A 15,503-nucleotide genomic window follows, 5' to 3' on the forward strand; every position below is an offset into this window, starting at 1 on the left:
TAAACTCATTTGACGAAAGTTCGGCATTCAAATAAGACCAAACGAGTAAGCATACAAGTTGTGCTGGCGACAATAGCAAGAGTGAACCACCTGATCCCTTCCCGAACTCAGAAGTGAAACCTCTTAGCGCTGATGGTAGTGTGGGGTTACCCATGTGAGAGTAAGTCATCGCCAGCTCATTATTCGAAACACCCTCAACAACAGTTGGGGGTGTTTTTTTATGCTAAAAAAATAGAATGAAAATAAACAATTAATGCTAAAACAGCAGGCTTATGCTATAAAAATATGCAATTTAAATATCAGTCAGGAAAATAATAGTGAAAGTGTACGGAGATATGCAATCTGGCAATTGTTATAAAGTTAAATTACTTCAGCAACAGGTTTGTCTTTGATCAATTACATTTCTAGTTTATAGATAGCAGGTCTGTTACAAGTTAATCATGTATATATAATATTACAGCTGATTGATCGAGTTATTTAGTGCTTTGAGTGTGATGTTTTTCTTTTTCAAATATGCATCAATGTGGTATCGTTTTCAACGATGCTCAAAAGTGCTGTACTTCGTTGTCGGATCATCTCTTGAATGATATCTGTTTGTAATAACATTAAAAAATTTTCAATAAAAAACCGAGCTTTGCTCGGTTTTTTATGGCACAGTATTGTACTAAATACTTTTACAGCTATGGTTGTCTTCTAAGCAAATCTTAGCAGAACCAATTTTTTGCTGTGTCACTATATCAAGTTGGTTGGCATTAACTACTCGGTGAGGTGATGTTGTCATCGGATTCGAACTATGACCTGTCAATTCAAGTAGATCGTTGGCAAGTTGATCGCCAAGTTTTTGATAGCCCGAAGCAGTGAAATGCACACCATCGCTACGACCTTCACCACGTTGAATCCATGCTTTCATCGAACAAGTGCCACCCATTGCTTGTTGCCAATCCCAAAATAAAGTATGGCTACTTTGTGCAACTTGTTTTTGCATAGCTTGCATCGCATTTAACTTAATTGGACGGATACCACATTCACCTGAGGTTTTTTTCAGGCTTTCAGGTGCTGAGATCAGTAAAATTGCACTATTTGGGCTAGCACGACGAATTTCAGCAATTTTCTCGACCAAGAGACTCTTGGCATGTTCGATATCTAAATTATCGTTATAAGCTTCATTGGTGCCATAAGCCAATATAATTAAATTAGGTGCAATTGTACCAAGTTCCGTTTTCCAACTATTGTTCCAACGGTTCCAATACGATAATTCTGCACCATTAATTCCTAAAGCCGATACAATCGCGCCTTGTTTATTGTTATTTTGTGCCCACCATCCACCAATAGCAGAGTTGTTGGCATTTTCAGCTTTAATGGTAAAGGGGAGTTTTGCGTTAAAACTTGTGGTTTGCCAGCTATTATTTTTGATGGGAGCCTCGATTTGAAAACTTTGACCATCGGCATCAGTTCCAATAAATTTTCCATCTTGAGGTGCTTGACGCAGACTCACAATAAATTTTTGCCGTTGTTCATTTTGTTTGGCTTTGATGGTTAAGCTTGCACCATCGTATTGTGGTACAGCAATTAAACCACCTAAGCCATAGTTTCCATTGGATTGCGTGCGGCTACTAATAGGCGTCCAACCGACATTGTCATAGCCATATAGGCTTAGGCGTTGCCCTGAAAAATACATCGGCATGCCCCAACCCATACCACCATTGCCGAGTACCGATTGTAGTTTGACCCGCAGCACATTGGTAAATACATCGGCAGCGGTGTGTGAATCGCCAAATTGCACCACATTGACCTGTTGCTGCTGAAATGCTTGCTGTAATTTTGCGGTATTAGGATCATCAAAATTAATTAGGTCGGAGGCACTGCTGTGCTGCGTGCTTGCCAGTAGCATCAAACTGAGTGGAAGGGCAGAATAGAGCGATTTAAGGGGCATGGCTGTTCTTTACCTAATTGATGATATTTAAGTGGCTTTCAATGACTTGTGCGATCCGTTTTTGACCTTCAGGTGAAAAGTGAGTGCCATCTGCGCTGCGCATTTTGATAGTATTGCCATCTTTGCTTAAATAGTCATTATAGATATTGTTGGTTGTTTCAAGAATTTCTCGTGCATCAATGGCATAACCTTTGTCTTTTTTAACTTGATCTGTAATGATTTGATTGAGATAGATCATTTGTTCATTCAGCAATGGTTTACGCATATTGGGTGGGGCAACCCACATGACACTAACGTGATGTTGTGCTGCATTTTGAATAATGCCTGAAATTCGCGCACGATATTCTTGTTCCCATTCTGGCGATTTAAATTGTAAGTATTTTCCACCATTCGGGTTTGGCATATCCCAAGGGTCATTTGGCCCTAAAAACACCACCAAAATCTTAATATTGGGATTGGTTTTAAGCGTATTTTTAATGGTGGTTGGCCAATCAAAAAACTTTGGATAACTTAAGCCCGTACTTTGTTTGCTAAGGTTAACGGTATTAATTTCATAGTTTTCTTGCAAGAACTTTTGTACATAGGGTGCCACGCCTTGCATCATTGAATCGCCCGCAAAAAATACTTGATCAGTTTTGGTTAGGCTAAATTGATTGACTAAGGCTTGATGGGCACGTGCGGCAGCTTCTTTTGCTAACTGAATTTTTTCTTGTGCGGCTTTTTGGGCTAAATAATGTTTATATTCGGGGGTGTAGGCATAGTCGTGATTGAATGTTTCAACCATGCTGCTATTGAATCCATCTATTTGGTCCTTGGCTGCATTATATTTGGCATATAAAGCATCGCCAATTTTACCGCCTTCTTGCCAGTAAGCATAACGCTCGAAATAGCTTAACGGGCTTTGTTGATGATAAGTTTGTTGAAAATAGGCATTGACTGAATTCTGCATGATCCAAATACCAAGCAGGGCAAAGCTACATAACAAACCAAGAGTAAACATTAAATTTGCAATATGCGGATCTGCCTTGGTCTGTGCCGAGAGGGGTGGCTGATTTTCGTAATCTTGCAGGTCAAGGATTTCAGGTGAATTAGAAGTTGGCATAGATGAATCCTGGAATACCTGATGGTGCGCAAATGACAATCAGCATAAAGAAGGCAAAGAGAGGGATAGCCAAGGTATATTTGGGCAATTTGGCAAAATAAAGCGGTAAGTTTTGACAGCTTTTGCGAATAAAGGGATAAAGAATCCATGCTACAGCAAATAAGCTTAAGGCATATAAGGGATTGTTGTTCCACTGTATATTGATGGTGTTATGAAATAAGGCTTTAAATACGTTAAGTGCTTCATCTAAGCTTTTGGCTCTAAAGAATACAAAGCAGAAGCAGACAAAATTGATGGTCACAAAAACGCCGAGTATGCGCCCCCAAATACCTGAGTTATACAGAGCATTACGTGACTCTTTGGCACTGACTTTAAATATTTTGGCATAAAGTTTGTCGCTAATATTTAAGCTTACCAATGCTAAACCATGTAGCAGTCCCCATAAAAAGAAGTTCCAACCTGAGCCATGCCAAACGCCTGACAACACCATTGCTGCAACTAAGTTAAATTGAGTGCGTCCAAAACTTCCACGACTCCCACCCAGTGGAATATAGATATAGTCACGAATCCAAGTTGATAAGCTGATATGCCACTTATCCCAAAAATCACGAATATTATGAGCCAGTAATGGTGCTTTGAAATTGACAGGCAAGCGAAAACCAAGCAGCAAGCCAAAAGCAATCATCATTTCACTATAGCCTGAAAAGTCTAAAAATAGCTGTAAGGTATAACCATAAATAGCTGTTAAAATTTCAAGGCTATGATATTGCATTGGATTTGCAAAAACAGGATTGACCCAGTTGTCAGCTAACCAACCTGCAATCCACCATTTTTTAAGCAATGCCAGTGACAACAAAAATAATGCCAAGCTTGGATAAAGAATTTGCCGTGGTTGTGTTTGCCGAATTTGTTCGCTCATTCCACAGGCTTGATTTTGAATGTCAGTTAAACCTTTGGCAGATTCAGCACGCGCAATTGGGCCTGCGGTAATGGTCGCGAAAAATGAAAAGTGCATCAGTAAATCTGCAAAATTAAAGCGGGGCACTTCTGTACTGTTGCGATAACGGCTGACCAAATAGCTAATTGCCTGAAATGAATAATAAGACAGTCCAATTGGCAAGACTAAGTTTGCAGCCAGTCCACTGCTGTCTAGATGGAGGAAATTTAATGCTTGGGTAATTTCAGGTTTGAAAAAGTCGTAATATTTAAATAAGCTGAGTTGTAAGAGGGTTGTGACAACCCCCAAAAGTAAAAATATTTTTTTCTGTATCTGCCATTTTTCGATTGCTAAAGACAATAGATAAATCAGCACACTAAAGCCAAATAAAATGCTTACAGCAAGCAAATTTGACATGGCATAAATCACGCCATAGCTAAAAAAAATGAGTAAAATATTTTGCCATTGTGGTTTGGCGCGGCAGCCCCAATACAATATTAAAAATACAATAAACAGCAGGCTAAACTCGACAGACAGAAAGGAAAACATTTTTTCTTTATGATATAAATTGTTGGCTGAATTCTAAAGAAAAAGGTTTTTTTTACAATCATTTTTATGACTTTTTTCTTTTTTATGATTCAAGTTGACCTTTTTTAAAATATGGCGTGTTCGCTAAGGTTTTAATCCACGGTCATGCGGTGTTTAGCGGACTAAAAAGCGAATGATTTTTTGCGAATTCTCTTGGCGTGATTTTGGACAAGATGCGCTTTAAATGCCTGTAATCGATTTGAAGGCGTAGATCACCTTGAAGTTATCAAGGTGATCTGGTCACAATTACTGCTCGGCATTCCACTCTTTAATAAATGCCATTGTTAATTTAGCGGCATTGCGCTGTGCAATACCTGAACCAAAGAATGCTGCAACGTTTGGATCGTGATCTGCACCTGCAAGGTCAGATAAACTGCGGAATGCGATAAATGGAATATTATTGGAATAGGCCACTTGTGCTACGGCTGCGGTTTCCATATCGACACAATCACCTTTTAGGTTTTTATTTAGATAATCGCGATACTCTGCATTGGCTAAGAAAGCACCGCCTGAAACACCACGGTTACCGACCACAATTTTAGGCTTGTAGCAGTTGCTGCCTGTGCAAATTGCTTCTAGTTGAGTTTGCGTGTTGGCTTGAACTTTATTCACCACATTCAACATTTTGTTGTCTACAGGGAAATCAACACGCATTTCACCATATGCCATCGGCACATCAGTGTCACCAAAACGGCTGGTTAACGCCACATTTTTGTAGTTGTTGGCATTCATTACGTTGGTTTCACGTAAGAATTGATTTTTCCATGCAGGCACGTTGTCTGCAAGTTTAATACCGAGGCATGAAATATCGCCTGCTTTACCACACGCATTCGGTAGTGTGCTGTTATTATTGAAATACACTTCGTTTGGTGCAATCCAACTTTTGGCAATAACGACATCGCCCACGTGGTAATTTGGGTTTAAGCTACCTGCAATGCCACTAAATACAATGCCTTTAAGTTTAAAGTGATCAGAGATCATTTGTGTAGTCATCGCAGCATTGGTCATGCTAATACCACTTAACGTAATCACAACAGGGGTGTTTTCAAGTGTTCCTGTTACGAATTTACGACCATTGATCATATATTCGTGTTTGTCTTGAGTAGATTGAATTAATAAGTCTGCTTCTTGTCCGAATGCCGCAATAATGGCTAAACGAGGCGTAGTATCAGTTAAAACCTCTTGTACTGGCTTAGGTGTAGGAACGGCTGATTTTTGTAACGTTGTTGTCGTTGCACAGCCAATTAACCCCGCAGTTAGACCGACAGCGCCAAGGAGTAAAGATAGTTTTAATAAACGCATAGCACACCTTTGAAAAGAACGTGAAAGTGAAGACCTGAATAATATCAATTAAAATGCAAAAAATATTCCAATTTTCTAACATTAATTTATTTAGGATTCAAAATAATTGCTTGATCTAGTTTTGTTTTTGCATCTTTCAAAGCACTCCTTAGCCCTTCTTCAAGTGTTGGGTGATAAAAGCTTTTGGCTAAGAGGGTATCAACGGTACAGCCTTCGTCAATCATCCAATTGAGCAAATGTGCCAAATGTTCGGCGGCTTCAACAAACAGTTCTGCACCAATTACTTGACGTGTGGAACATTTTACATAAATCTCAACTGCACCCACATTTTTGCCCAAAACGAGGGCGCGTCCTTGGCGCTCAAAAGACACATGTCCTGTAACAAATGCTATTTCTTGTTGGATTAAATCTGCCTGAGTCATACCAACGGTTGCCATTTGTGGCGATGAAAAAACAATGCCCAACGTGGGGCGAGATGGAGTGTCATTATTTTGTGGATTCAAGCAATTTTGCACAGCAAGTCGCCCATCATTAGCAGCTTCATGTTGTAACGGCTTTTGGCTAAAGGCATCGCCTGCAATAAAAATAGGATAATCTGCAAGTTGTTTGGTCTGTTTATGGATAGGTAAATTTTTAAGATTCTTGAATGTCGGATCGATGTTTTCAAGTGCCAAAGTCGGTAATAGTGAATTGCGACCAGTGGCATTGAGAAGATAATCCACCACAATACTGTGGTTTTCCCCAAGATGTTGATAATCGATTTTGACTTGATGATTGTGGCGAGAGACTTGATTGGGCAAGGTTTCAAATAAAATATTTAATTCTTGTTCAAAATGCTGCTGCATCAGCTGTTGTAGCGTAGGACTCGACAAATTCCCCACCTTTTTGCTACGGGCAAAAATTGTCGTTTTCACCCCTAAACGGTGTAAGGCTTGTGCCAATTCAATTGCAATCACACCACTACCCACAACTGCAATCGATTCAGGAAGTTGTGTTAATTCAAAAATATTATCTGAACTTAACTGTTTATCACCAATGGCTACGTGCCAATCGGGGTTTAGATTGGGTGTTGAGCCGACTGCTAAAATGAAGCGTTTTGCTTGATAATGCTGTCCGTTTACTGCAATGGTATTGGAATTGATAAATTGGGCTTGACCACTGATTTTATGCTGTGATGGCCACTGTGCCACGTCTTTCAGGGTTGCGCTACTAAAGCGGTTGCGGAGTTGTTGCACATGTGACATCACCTGTGAGCGATCTACCGTTAATGTCGCTTTCATACCAAAAATTGCAAGGTGTTCGGCATCATATAACTGATGTGCAGCTGAAATTAAGGCTTTGCTTGGCATACAGCCAACTCTGGCACAGGTCGTATCCCAAGGCCCTTGATTGATGATTAAAATATTTTGAGTGTATTTGATGGCTTCTTTGTAGGCACTTATTCCTGCAGTGCCTGCACCAATAATAATGAGATCATATTGCATTATTTTTATTCTCTTTAATGTAAGGTTTATTATTACGGGAAATAGCATTGACCTCAATGAAGCGTCACATCGTTAAATGGCACCGCCCACCATCACGCTTGCGGTGGGCTTAAGCGACAACGAACTACATGCCGTAGAGAACGCCATAAAGCTGATTAAACTGAGCGTCATTAACATTTTGAACATAAGCTGTGACCGTAATTGAAATATAGATAACATCATACGGTGCATAAGCGTTTTATTGTGTAAAAAAAAGATTCTACCGTTAAGATAGAATCTTTAAATGGTTTAGTCGTCTAATAAGTCCATTTGTTTAGCAAGTTGGTACAAATTATTGGAACGATTACCTGTGCGGCAGAACATTAAAATGGGCTTAGGTAACTCATTAAAATGATTGGCAAAAGTACGTACATCAAGCTCGGTAATTTGTCCACCCACTACAGGTTGGTGCACATAGTCTAAACCAGCTTGACGTGCAGCATCTTCAATTTGAGCGCTTGTGGGTTGTTCGGCACCACCTTCTAAGTCAGGGCGATTATTAATGACAGATTTAAAGCCTTTTTCCACGACTTGGCTGAGTTGTTCAGGAAAAATTTGTCCTGCAAAGCCGACTTGCTCACTCATTTTTTGCTCCATAAAAAAGTTGGTTAGATGCAAAGATATTCGTATTTAGCTTATTGATTTTAACCGAGTGATACAACTAAATTTTGGAATGTTTATGTGTGTCTCAACAGATTTTTATCCTGAAAAAAGACTTATTCTGACGATGTGCGACGAGCTATTTTAAGCATAAACTATTCCAATAAGAAATTTCTAAATTAAGGTGAAGCCAAAATGATTGTGATTTGTCCAGCATGTTTAGCAAAAAACCGTGTGGCTGATGAAAAAATTGCCGAAAAGCCACAGTGTGGTCAATGCCAGGCCAGCTTAACCCCGTATGCACCAATTGAGCTGAATGAACAAAACTTTGGAACGTTTATTCAGCATAGCGATTTGCCCATTTTTATTGATTTATGGGCAGATTGGTGTGGGCCATGCAAAATGATGGCACCGCATTTTGCCGAAGTTGCAAAAGCCTATCCCGATGTGATTTTTGCTAAAATTGATACTGAAAAAAATCCACGGTTAAGCCAAGCATTTCATGTGCGTAGTATTCCAACTTTGGTACTCATGGATAAAACCACTGAAATTGCACGGATCAGTGGTGCATTAAGAACACCTGAGCTGAAACAATGGCTCGAACAGCAACGTAGTAAAATAGGACAATAATGTGTCAGAGATCGACTTAAAACCAGAAGGAACTTTATCCTTACAAACGATTGCAATGCCTGCCGATACCAATTGGAGTGGTGATGTCTTTGGGGGCTGGATTGTTTCACAAATGGATTTGGCTGGTGCCATTCATGCCGAACGTTTTAGCAAAGGGCGCTGTGCAACCATTGCGATTAATCAAATGGCTTTTTTAGTCCCTGTTAAAGTGGGGGATGTGATCAGTTGCTATACTAAAATTTTGAAGGTGGGCAATACATCCATTCAAATGCAAATTGAGGTATGGGACAGCCATGATGATTCTCGTCTTGCCAAGCGTGTTACCGCAGGGGTGTTTACCTTTGTGGCTGTAGACCGAGAGGGGAATAAACGTCAGATTCCTGAAGAACTTAAACACATGTAGTTTTTGTATAGCCAATCAAAATCCTGATAATAATCAGGATTTTTTATTTAGTCACGATGAAATTGTGTTATTTATCGGTTAGTTTAATTTGTTATGTATACCAATTTATAGTGATGCAGGAGCTAAAAATGGCCGAAGAGTTACAGATTCAGCAAGGAAATAAAATTGAGCAATATCAAAGTCTACTGCCGCAAATTCAGTCAATTATTGCAGATGAATCTGATTTAATTGCCAATCTAGCCAATATTTGTGCTGCATTAAAACAGCAATTTGATTGGTTGTGGGTTGGTTTTTATTTGGTGAAAGAAAATGAATTGGTCTTAGGGCCATTTCAAGGGCCACTTGCATGTACGCGAATTGGTTTTGGTAAAGGCGTGTGTGGGGCTGCATGGCAACAACAAGCCATTATGCTTGTGCCCGATGTTGAGCAATTTGCAGGACATATTGCATGTAGTTCGGCGTCTAAGTCTGAAATTGTGTTGCCGATTTCTGTGCAAGGCAAAGTTGTGGCAGTTTTAGATATTGATAGCGATCAACTGAGTACGTTTGATGCGGTAGATGCCCAATATTTACAGCAATTAATTAACATGATTGAAAAATTATTTTAAGTCAGATATTTAAAAGATAGCCCAAATTTATATTTGGGCTATCTTTTTTTATACTTTAAGGTTTTGACTGAGACTTCGGTAACCAGGCCCAAAGCATTTGGCATTGAATCGGTTGATTGCCTGCATCATCGACCACACTAACAGGGATGAGCAGTTCGCCTTTTTCCTGTTCTGCAATAAATTGCTGTTGGTGCTGCGAAAGCGTAGCGGTCGCGGTTAAGCCACCTTTTGCTACTCTTAAATAATCTACATGTAAGGACTTAATCAATAAAATTCGATGGTCTGGCACATGTAAACCTGTCACAAAACCTGTAGCAGTTTCTGCTAGTAAAGCCATCGCAGCAGCATGGATCCCATGAATATGATTTTGCATATTCCGTTGGTTTTCAATTCGCACCGTCACATGGTTAGCATCGACTTCTAAATAACGAATTTTTGCTGTTCCCACCATCGGAACAATACGACCAAATGCTTTGCTCCACAGCGTACTTCTTAAGCCTTTAGGCAGTTTCGCTGTGGTTTTTACCAGTTTTGATAAGCGGTTACTTTGTGTCATCTCATATCCTTAAAGCCGATACAATTAATCTTTAAAATTATTAAATTGCAAAGGTACACCAAACTGCTGTTCACGTAAGAAATTCATGATTTGCTGTAACGTGTCACGCTTTTTATCGGTCACACGAATTTTATCGCCCTGAATTGAAGATTGCGCTTTAATGCCGCTTTCTTTAATGGCTTTGTTAATTTTCTTTGCCGTATCGGAATCTAAACCATCTTTGAGCTTGATGATTTGTACCACATTTTTTCCCGAAGCAGTTGCTTTTTGTGGGTCTAATGCTTGAACGTCAATTTTACGTTTATAAAAATGATTTTCTAACATACTATAGACTTGTTCACATTGGAAATCGCTTTCAGTGCTGATCTTAATTTCTTTGGCTTTTTCATTAATTTCGATTGTTACGTCTTGACCACGAAAGTCAAAACGGGTTGCAATCTCTTTTTGCGTGTTTTGAACCGCATGATTCACTTCAAATAACTCTAATTCAGATACAATATCGAACGATGGCATAGTATAGACCTTTGCAAATGGATGAAATATTTGAGATGCTAAGAGGGTTTTCACCATTTGCCAAGTGTTGTTTATAGAAAAGGAGTGCACAATGATCCGTAAACAAGAAATTACAACATTTGAGTTCCCAGAAAATGCAGTAATCTGGGATGTCCGTGACCCAAGTGCCTATGCAGAAGGTCATTTAAAAGGCGCAGTTAATCAACCGATTAGTGTGCTGGAATTAGAGACATTAGCTCAAGTGGACGCGGGTCAACCGATTTATATTTTATGTGGTGGTGGTAGTAAAGCCCCACGTGCAGCTGAAAAGTTAGAAGAATTTGATCAATCGCGTGAATACGTTGTATTGATGGGTGGCACACGTGCTGCAAAAGTTGCGGGCTTACCAATCGAATAAGCATGCTTACGCTGACATATCATTGTTGAATGGTGTGTCAGCGTTATATGTTCAGTCGTTTAAGTCGACTTAGAATAATAAGGCTTTTTAGCTTTTACTTTCTTTATCAAACGTTGCGGTTGCAACTTCTCAAATAAGCTGTTCGGTATTGGACAGGCTTGGCTTAGCACCTGTGCTACCAATACTTCACCACATAGCGGCGCAAATAAATATCCTTTAGAGCCTAAACCTGCAAAACTAAAAATACGACAATTAGGTTCTAGCTGCCCCAATAATGGGAAATAATCGGCACTTTGTGCACGAATAGAAGCGCGGCCTTGCCATAAATCAATACTTGGTAAGCTTGCTGCAAATTCAGGTGCAATTTGGCTGAGTAAATCTAAATTATGTTGGTGATCTGCCGTAGTGACATCACAATCTTCTCGATTAGGATGAAAAGATGCCCCTAAAATGAGCTGTGTATCATCAAGCTGGGCACAATACCCCCCATAACTATAAGCGCGATTGGCGTGTAAAGCCTCTGGAGTATTCATCCAACTGACTTGACCACGAATTGGTTTTAAGTGTGGATAGGTTTGGAACAGTGCTGCACTGTCTTTTGCGGCACAGACCACGACATGGTCAGCCTGCATCAAACAGACTGAATTTTCGTCATATACTTGAACCTGCTGATTAACTTCACTCAATTGTGTAATTTTGGCTTTTGTCCATTGAATATTCGGATGCGCTAAGATTTCTTCACTTAACGTTTTCGGTATGACTGCACCTGCCAAATTCAAGCTCAAATTTAGGGGTTGAGAGGGAATAGGACTTGCATTGTTGTCGGTTACGGCGCTTAAAATTGGCGCGGGATACTGAGTAATCAGTTGTTGTAATTCACCTGTCTGTTTTAGGTCGAATTGCTCTACGCTTAATGCACGAAAAGCCTTAAATTGTGCATAGTGACGCACGGCATATTGCCAACACGCCGTCATGAGGTGTTCGTGGCTTTGGGCAATTGGGCTGAGTTTAGGGTTAAGCAAGGCTAAAGGATTGCCTGACCCCCCTGAAATAATGCCTTTTTCTTCAAAAATAGTCACCGCATGCCCACGTTTGGCAAACGCCCACGCGGTCGATAATCCTGCAATACCTGCACCAATAATGGCGATTTTTTGTTGCCGAGGCAAAGAAGCATGAGTGCTTGAATCCTCTTTGAGCCAAATCGCTTTGAGCATTTCACGCTTATGTTTAAAACCACGTGGACGACTAATTTGAATGCCGTGTTGTTGTAAGCCACGTTTTAACACACCTGCTACACTAAAGGATGCAAAGGTTGTGCCGTGGTCGGATAACCGCACAATATGGTCAAGTACCTGTTGTTGCCACAGCTCAGGATTACACGAAGGTGCAAAGCCATCTAAAAACCACGCATTTACGCAATGGGTTTTTTGAATGATGGGAAAAATATCGGTGGCATCACCTAGCCATAAGTCGAGGCTAAAACGTGCTTTATCAAAATTTAAGCGATGGCAGCCTGGAATGGCGAGGGGGTATTGTTGAATCAGTTGCTCTGAAAATTCAGATAATTCAGGCCATGTTGCTAAGGCACGAATCAAATCAGCTTTCTTTAATGGGTATTTCTCAACGCTGATGACATGTAAGTGACTTTGGTTGTCAGGTCGTACCTGCTGCCATAGTTGCCATAGGGCCAAAATATTTAAGCCTGTGCCAAATCCTGTTTCACCCACGCAAAAATATTCAAAGGGCTTAAGGTTGCTCAAACGTTCGGATAAGTCGTTACCGTTTAAAAAAACATGCCGTGTTTCAAGTAAGCCATTGTCTTTAGAAAAATAGACATCACCAAATTGTGTAGAAATTGGGATTTCAATCCCATCAATAGATTGCCAGTCTAATTCGGCGGTTTGAATTGAGCTAAACACGCACAGGTCCTATTGCGAGAAAACAGAAAGGAAGACATGTATAACACTGTGAGAGATACATGCTCATGATGAAAAATAACCATCTTTGAAGATGGTTATGGTGAAATTACCATTGTCTGCGGCGTTTGGTATAAATATAACCTGCGAGCATAAAACCAATTAATACGCCAACGCCAAGCGTTGCTGCGCCGTACATAAATAATTGTGCACTACTTTCACTTTGTAAAACTTGGACTTGCACGCCTAAATTGTCATTTTTAAGTTGTAATGCTTGGTTTTGTGCTAAAGCGTCCAAATTGGCTTTTTCAAGTTGTTGCAAACGGTTGGTTTGATCTTTTACCAATGCTTTGATTTTTAAATCTTCATCGGCTTTTTTTTGTGCAATCTGTGCGGCAGTCATTTCAACCAATGGTGCAGCCCCTGAAGTGATAATAGGCTTCACTACAAGCGCATGTGCTGTTGGTTTTACTGTGGTTTGCTGCGGCTGAGCAGGTTTTGTCACCTTAGGCTGCACCGGTGTTGGCGTCGCGGTTTGTACCTGCGGCTGAGCGGTTGTTGTTGGAGTTGGAGTTGGCGTTTCTTCGGCATGTGCAGCCATACACAACAGGCTTAAGCTTAAGAAACATGAAGCAACAACACGCATGATTTTATCCTTTAGGGAAAACTTGAATAAATGGTTTAACATCAACATGGCTATAAACCCCAGCTTTTAAATAGGGTTCATCTGCAAGCCATAGGTCAAGCGCTTCACGGCTTTCAAAATCAACAATCATCACGCTGCCATAAAAGCCCGCTTCGATATGGCCGGGTTCTTTTGGCATTGGTCCTGCAACAATCACACGACCTTCTGCATTTAAAAGCTCTAAGCGTGCTAAATGTTCTGAGCGCACCGCTAGGCGCTGTGCTAACGTACCTTCTTTGTCGGTACAGTGAATGATAAATAAAGCCATGATGCGTTCTCGCCGAATTATTCGTCTGTTGTTTTAAAATGTTTACGCAATATCACAAACTGGATAATGATAAAAGAAAACATGACGAGCATATCACCAAATGCAGTGAATTCACCCCAATATTTACCATGTGCAAATAAGAAGGCAAAAAACACATGTAAACCTGACATCACCACAAACATGCCTGCCCATGCATAATTCAGTTTTTTCCAACCTGATGCACTTAGCTCTAAAACAGGGCCAAACATACGCTTAATGAGGGGGCTACGGTCTTTGGTTACAAAAGGTGATAGTGCAAATGCACCTGCAAAGACTAAATTTAAAAGTGCTGCTTTTAGGCGAATATAAAAATCATCGCTGAGCATCAGGGTAATTCCACCAAAAATTACCGTCATAAACAGCACAATCCACTGCTGTTTGTCTAAGCGGAATTTTTGGAAAACGAACAATGCGCCGTAAACCACTAACATTGAAATAATCAGACCTGTGGTTGCTGCTAAGATATTATTGTTATCTACACCACCTGCCGAGCCAATTAAGGTCAGTAATGGGTGATGATTATTGGTTGGATCAACTGTTTTATATAAATAAAAGAAAATGATCAGCGGCACAAAGTCTAAAAGCGCTTTCATGTTAGAGTATCGAATCCAGTTTTGGCGAATCACATAGTATAAAGATGCAGGGCATAGATTTACATACGCATAGCAATATTTCTGATGGTCATTTGTCACCACAAGCGTTAGTGTTGGCTGCAAAGGCTGTGGGTGTGCATACTTTGGCACTTACCGATCATGACTCGATGCAAGGGCTTGAGTTAGCACGTCAAACCGCACAAGATTGTGATATTAAAATCATTTCTGGCGTTGAAATTTCAAGCCAATGGTCACGGCCAAATACTAAAAAAAGTTATGGTGTGCATATTGTTGCACTGAATATGCAGCAACCTGAACCTTTACTTTTAGCTTTAGAACAACAAAAACAGATTCGCGCCGAACGTGCGGTTTTGATTTGTGAAAAGCTCGCTAAAATTTTAAAACATGATTTTTTACCTGATGCTTTGGCTTTAGTGGATGGACATTTAGATCGCGTGACACGCAGTCATATTGCGCAAGCTTTACAAGCGCGTAATGTGGTGACACGGTTACAGCAAGCCTTTGACCGATTCTTAAAAGAAGGTAAACCCGCTTATGTGGCATTTGATGGCTTGTCTTTGGCTGACACCATTCATGTTATTCATCAAGCGCAAGGTTTTGCGGTACTAGCACATCCCACCCGTTATGATTTATCTGCGACGAATATTCGTTATTTAATTGAACTTTTTGCACAACTTGGTGGTGATGCTGTAGAGCTTGCTCCCGAAAATGACCCACCTGCAACACGACAAATGGTCAATCGCATGATTGAAGAACATCATTTAGCTGTTTCGATTGGCAGTGATTTTCATGGCGAACATATGCCGTGGTTAAAACTTGGTAAAACCCCACAGCCGCAAGCTGGGCAATGTGGGATTTGGGAACGTTTTATTTGATTGTTTCTCTTTTG

Annotated in this window: 17 protein-coding genes and 1 rRNA gene; 6 read left to right on the forward strand and 12 right to left on the reverse strand. The window is 40.3% G+C overall.

Going from position 1 to position 15,503, the window contains the following annotated elements; genetic code table 11:
- The first annotated feature begins 62 nt into the window (after positions 1 to 62).
- Positions 63 to 177: ribosomal RNA gene (rrf, locus tag FXN70_RS10955) — 5S ribosomal RNA — on the forward strand.
- A gap of 487 nt (positions 178 to 664) precedes the next feature.
- Here the strand turns inward: rrf and FXN70_RS10960 are convergent.
- The 6 genes from FXN70_RS10960 to FXN70_RS10985 form a co-directional block, all read right to left on the reverse strand.
- Complete coding sequence (locus FXN70_RS10960) at positions 665 to 1,933, reverse strand: GDSL-type esterase/lipase family protein (protein ID WP_324647503.1); 1,269 nt, start codon at positions 1,931 to 1,933, stop codon at positions 665 to 667.
- A gap of 13 nt (positions 1,934 to 1,946) precedes the next feature.
- The gene (locus FXN70_RS10965) at positions 1,947 to 3,035 is read right to left on the reverse strand and encodes a DUF459 domain-containing protein (RefSeq protein WP_324647504.1); all 1,089 of its coding nucleotides are present in this window, start codon (positions 3,033 to 3,035) and stop codon (positions 1,947 to 1,949) included.
- Complete coding sequence (locus FXN70_RS10970; protein ID WP_324647505.1) at positions 3,022 to 4,521, reverse strand: MBOAT family O-acyltransferase; 1,500 nt, start codon at positions 4,519 to 4,521, stop codon at positions 3,022 to 3,024. Before FXN70_RS10970 ends, FXN70_RS10965 begins: the two co-directional genes overlap by 14 nt.
- A gap of 285 nt (positions 4,522 to 4,806) precedes the next feature.
- The gene (locus FXN70_RS10975; protein WP_324647506.1) at positions 4,807 to 5,862 is read right to left on the reverse strand and encodes a 5'-methylthioadenosine/S-adenosylhomocysteine nucleosidase; all 1,056 of its coding nucleotides are present in this window, start codon (positions 5,860 to 5,862) and stop codon (positions 4,807 to 4,809) included.
- Between the two features lie 86 nt (positions 5,863 to 5,948).
- Positions 5,949 to 7,346 carry a dihydrolipoyl dehydrogenase gene (locus FXN70_RS10980; RefSeq protein WP_324647507.1) on the reverse strand — a complete coding sequence of 466 codons (1,398 nt, stop codon included), beginning with the start codon at positions 7,344 to 7,346 and terminating at the stop codon, positions 5,949 to 5,951.
- A 288-nt stretch (positions 7,347 to 7,634) separates the two neighbouring features.
- Positions 7,635 to 7,970 (reverse strand): TIGR01244 family sulfur transferase, encoded by a 336-nt coding sequence (locus FXN70_RS10985; protein WP_324647508.1) that lies wholly within the window; start codon positions 7,968 to 7,970, stop codon positions 7,635 to 7,637.
- Positions 7,971 to 8,180: 210 nt separating this feature from the next.
- Here FXN70_RS10985 and trxC point away from each other — a divergent pair, with 210 nt between their 5' ends.
- From trxC to FXN70_RS11000, 3 genes are all read left to right on the forward strand, one after another.
- Positions 8,181 to 8,615 (forward strand): thioredoxin TrxC, encoded by a 435-nt coding sequence (trxC, locus tag FXN70_RS10990; protein ID WP_324647509.1) that lies wholly within the window; start codon positions 8,181 to 8,183, stop codon positions 8,613 to 8,615.
- Position 8,616: 1 nt separating this feature from the next.
- A complete protein-coding gene (locus FXN70_RS10995; RefSeq protein WP_324647510.1) occupies positions 8,617 to 9,018 on the forward strand; it encodes an acyl-CoA thioesterase in 402 nt (133 codons plus the stop codon).
- A gap of 128 nt (positions 9,019 to 9,146) precedes the next feature.
- Positions 9,147 to 9,626: a GAF domain-containing protein gene (locus FXN70_RS11000; protein WP_324647511.1), complete on the forward strand. Its 480-nt coding sequence runs from the start codon at positions 9,147 to 9,149 to the stop codon at positions 9,624 to 9,626.
- Between the two features lie 55 nt (positions 9,627 to 9,681).
- On the opposite strand, the gene FXN70_RS11005 is transcribed toward FXN70_RS11000, so the two are convergent.
- Positions 9,682 to 10,182: a DUF4442 domain-containing protein gene (locus FXN70_RS11005; RefSeq protein ID WP_324647512.1), complete on the reverse strand. Its 501-nt coding sequence runs from the start codon at positions 10,180 to 10,182 to the stop codon at positions 9,682 to 9,684.
- Between the two features lie 24 nt (positions 10,183 to 10,206).
- Positions 10,207 to 10,695 carry a YajQ family cyclic di-GMP-binding protein gene (locus FXN70_RS11010; protein ID WP_324647513.1) on the reverse strand — a complete coding sequence of 163 codons (489 nt, stop codon included), beginning with the start codon at positions 10,693 to 10,695 and terminating at the stop codon, positions 10,207 to 10,209.
- 91 nt (positions 10,696 to 10,786) lie between these two features.
- Between FXN70_RS11010 and FXN70_RS11015 the strand changes: the two genes are divergently transcribed.
- Positions 10,787 to 11,092 (forward strand): rhodanese-like domain-containing protein, encoded by a 306-nt coding sequence (locus FXN70_RS11015; RefSeq protein WP_324647514.1) that lies wholly within the window; start codon positions 10,787 to 10,789, stop codon positions 11,090 to 11,092.
- Between the two features lie 59 nt (positions 11,093 to 11,151).
- Here FXN70_RS11015 and mnmC read toward each other — a convergent pair whose 3' ends face one another.
- From mnmC to FXN70_RS11035, 4 genes are all read right to left on the reverse strand, one after another.
- On the reverse strand, positions 11,152 to 13,017 hold the full coding sequence (gene mnmC / locus FXN70_RS11020; RefSeq protein ID WP_324647547.1) for an FAD-dependent 5-carboxymethylaminomethyl-2-thiouridine(34) oxidoreductase MnmC: 1,866 nt from the start codon (positions 13,015 to 13,017) through the stop codon (positions 11,152 to 11,154).
- Positions 13,018 to 13,117: 100 nt separating this feature from the next.
- Positions 13,118 to 13,654: a hypothetical protein gene (locus tag FXN70_RS11025; protein ID WP_324647515.1), complete on the reverse strand. Its 537-nt coding sequence runs from the start codon at positions 13,652 to 13,654 to the stop codon at positions 13,118 to 13,120.
- A gap of 4 nt (positions 13,655 to 13,658) precedes the next feature.
- A complete protein-coding gene (locus FXN70_RS11030) occupies positions 13,659 to 13,961 on the reverse strand; it encodes a YciI family protein (protein ID WP_324647516.1) in 303 nt (100 codons plus the stop codon).
- Positions 13,962 to 13,978: 17 nt separating this feature from the next.
- Complete coding sequence (locus FXN70_RS11035; protein ID WP_324647517.1) at positions 13,979 to 14,593, reverse strand: septation protein IspZ; 615 nt, start codon at positions 14,591 to 14,593, stop codon at positions 13,979 to 13,981.
- Positions 14,594 to 14,637: 44 nt separating this feature from the next.
- On the opposite strand from FXN70_RS11035, the gene FXN70_RS11040 reads away from it, so the two are divergent.
- Entirely contained in the window at positions 14,638 to 15,489 is an 852-nt protein-coding gene (locus FXN70_RS11040; protein WP_324647518.1) for a PHP domain-containing protein, read from the forward strand.
- Positions 15,490 to 15,503: the final 14 nt, after the last annotated feature.

Origin of the sequence: Acinetobacter sp. MD2, assembly GCF_035615575.1 — a bacterium.
Taxonomy (GTDB): domain Bacteria; phylum Pseudomonadota; class Gammaproteobacteria; order Pseudomonadales; family Moraxellaceae; genus Acinetobacter.

Bases quoted from the DNA above. Each gene is read 5' to 3' on its own strand.
- FXN70_RS10960 (WP_324647503.1), bottom strand. From the start codon at position 1,933: ATGCCCCTTAAATCGCTCTATTCTGCCCTTCCACTCAGTTTGATGCTA.
- FXN70_RS10965 (WP_324647504.1), bottom strand. From the start codon at position 3,035: ATGCCAACTTCTAATTCACCTGAAATCCTTGACCTGCAAGATTACGAA.
- FXN70_RS10970 (WP_324647505.1), bottom strand. From the start codon at position 4,521: ATGTTTTCCTTTCTGTCTGTCGAGTTTAGCCTGCTGTTTATTGTATTT.
- FXN70_RS10975 (WP_324647506.1), bottom strand. From the start codon at position 5,862: ATGCGTTTATTAAAACTATCTTTACTCCTTGGCGCTGTCGGTCTAACT.
- FXN70_RS10980 (WP_324647507.1), bottom strand. From the start codon at position 7,346: ATGCAATATGATCTCATTATTATTGGTGCAGGCACTGCAGGAATAAGT.
- FXN70_RS10985 (WP_324647508.1), bottom strand. From the start codon at position 7,970: ATGAGTGAGCAAGTCGGCTTTGCAGGACAAATTTTTCCTGAACAACTC.
- trxC (WP_324647509.1), top strand. From the start codon at position 8,181: ATGATTGTGATTTGTCCAGCATGTTTAGCAAAAAACCGTGTGGCTGAT.
- FXN70_RS11000 (WP_324647511.1), top strand. From the start codon at position 9,147: ATGGCCGAAGAGTTACAGATTCAGCAAGGAAATAAAATTGAGCAATAT.
- FXN70_RS11005 (WP_324647512.1), bottom strand. From the start codon at position 10,182: ATGACACAAAGTAACCGCTTATCAAAACTGGTAAAAACCACAGCGAAA.
- FXN70_RS11010 (WP_324647513.1), bottom strand. From the start codon at position 10,695: ATGCCATCGTTCGATATTGTATCTGAATTAGAGTTATTTGAAGTGAAT.
- FXN70_RS11015 (WP_324647514.1), top strand. From the start codon at position 10,787: ATGATCCGTAAACAAGAAATTACAACATTTGAGTTCCCAGAAAATGCA.
- FXN70_RS11025 (WP_324647515.1), bottom strand. From the start codon at position 13,654: ATGCGTGTTGTTGCTTCATGTTTCTTAAGCTTAAGCCTGTTGTGTATG.
- FXN70_RS11030 (WP_324647516.1), bottom strand. From the start codon at position 13,961: ATGGCTTTATTTATCATTCACTGTACCGACAAAGAAGGTACGTTAGCA.
- FXN70_RS11035 (WP_324647517.1), bottom strand. From the start codon at position 14,593: ATGAAAGCGCTTTTAGACTTTGTGCCGCTGATCATTTTCTTTTATTTA.
- FXN70_RS11040 (WP_324647518.1), top strand. From the start codon at position 14,638: ATGCAGGGCATAGATTTACATACGCATAGCAATATTTCTGATGGTCAT.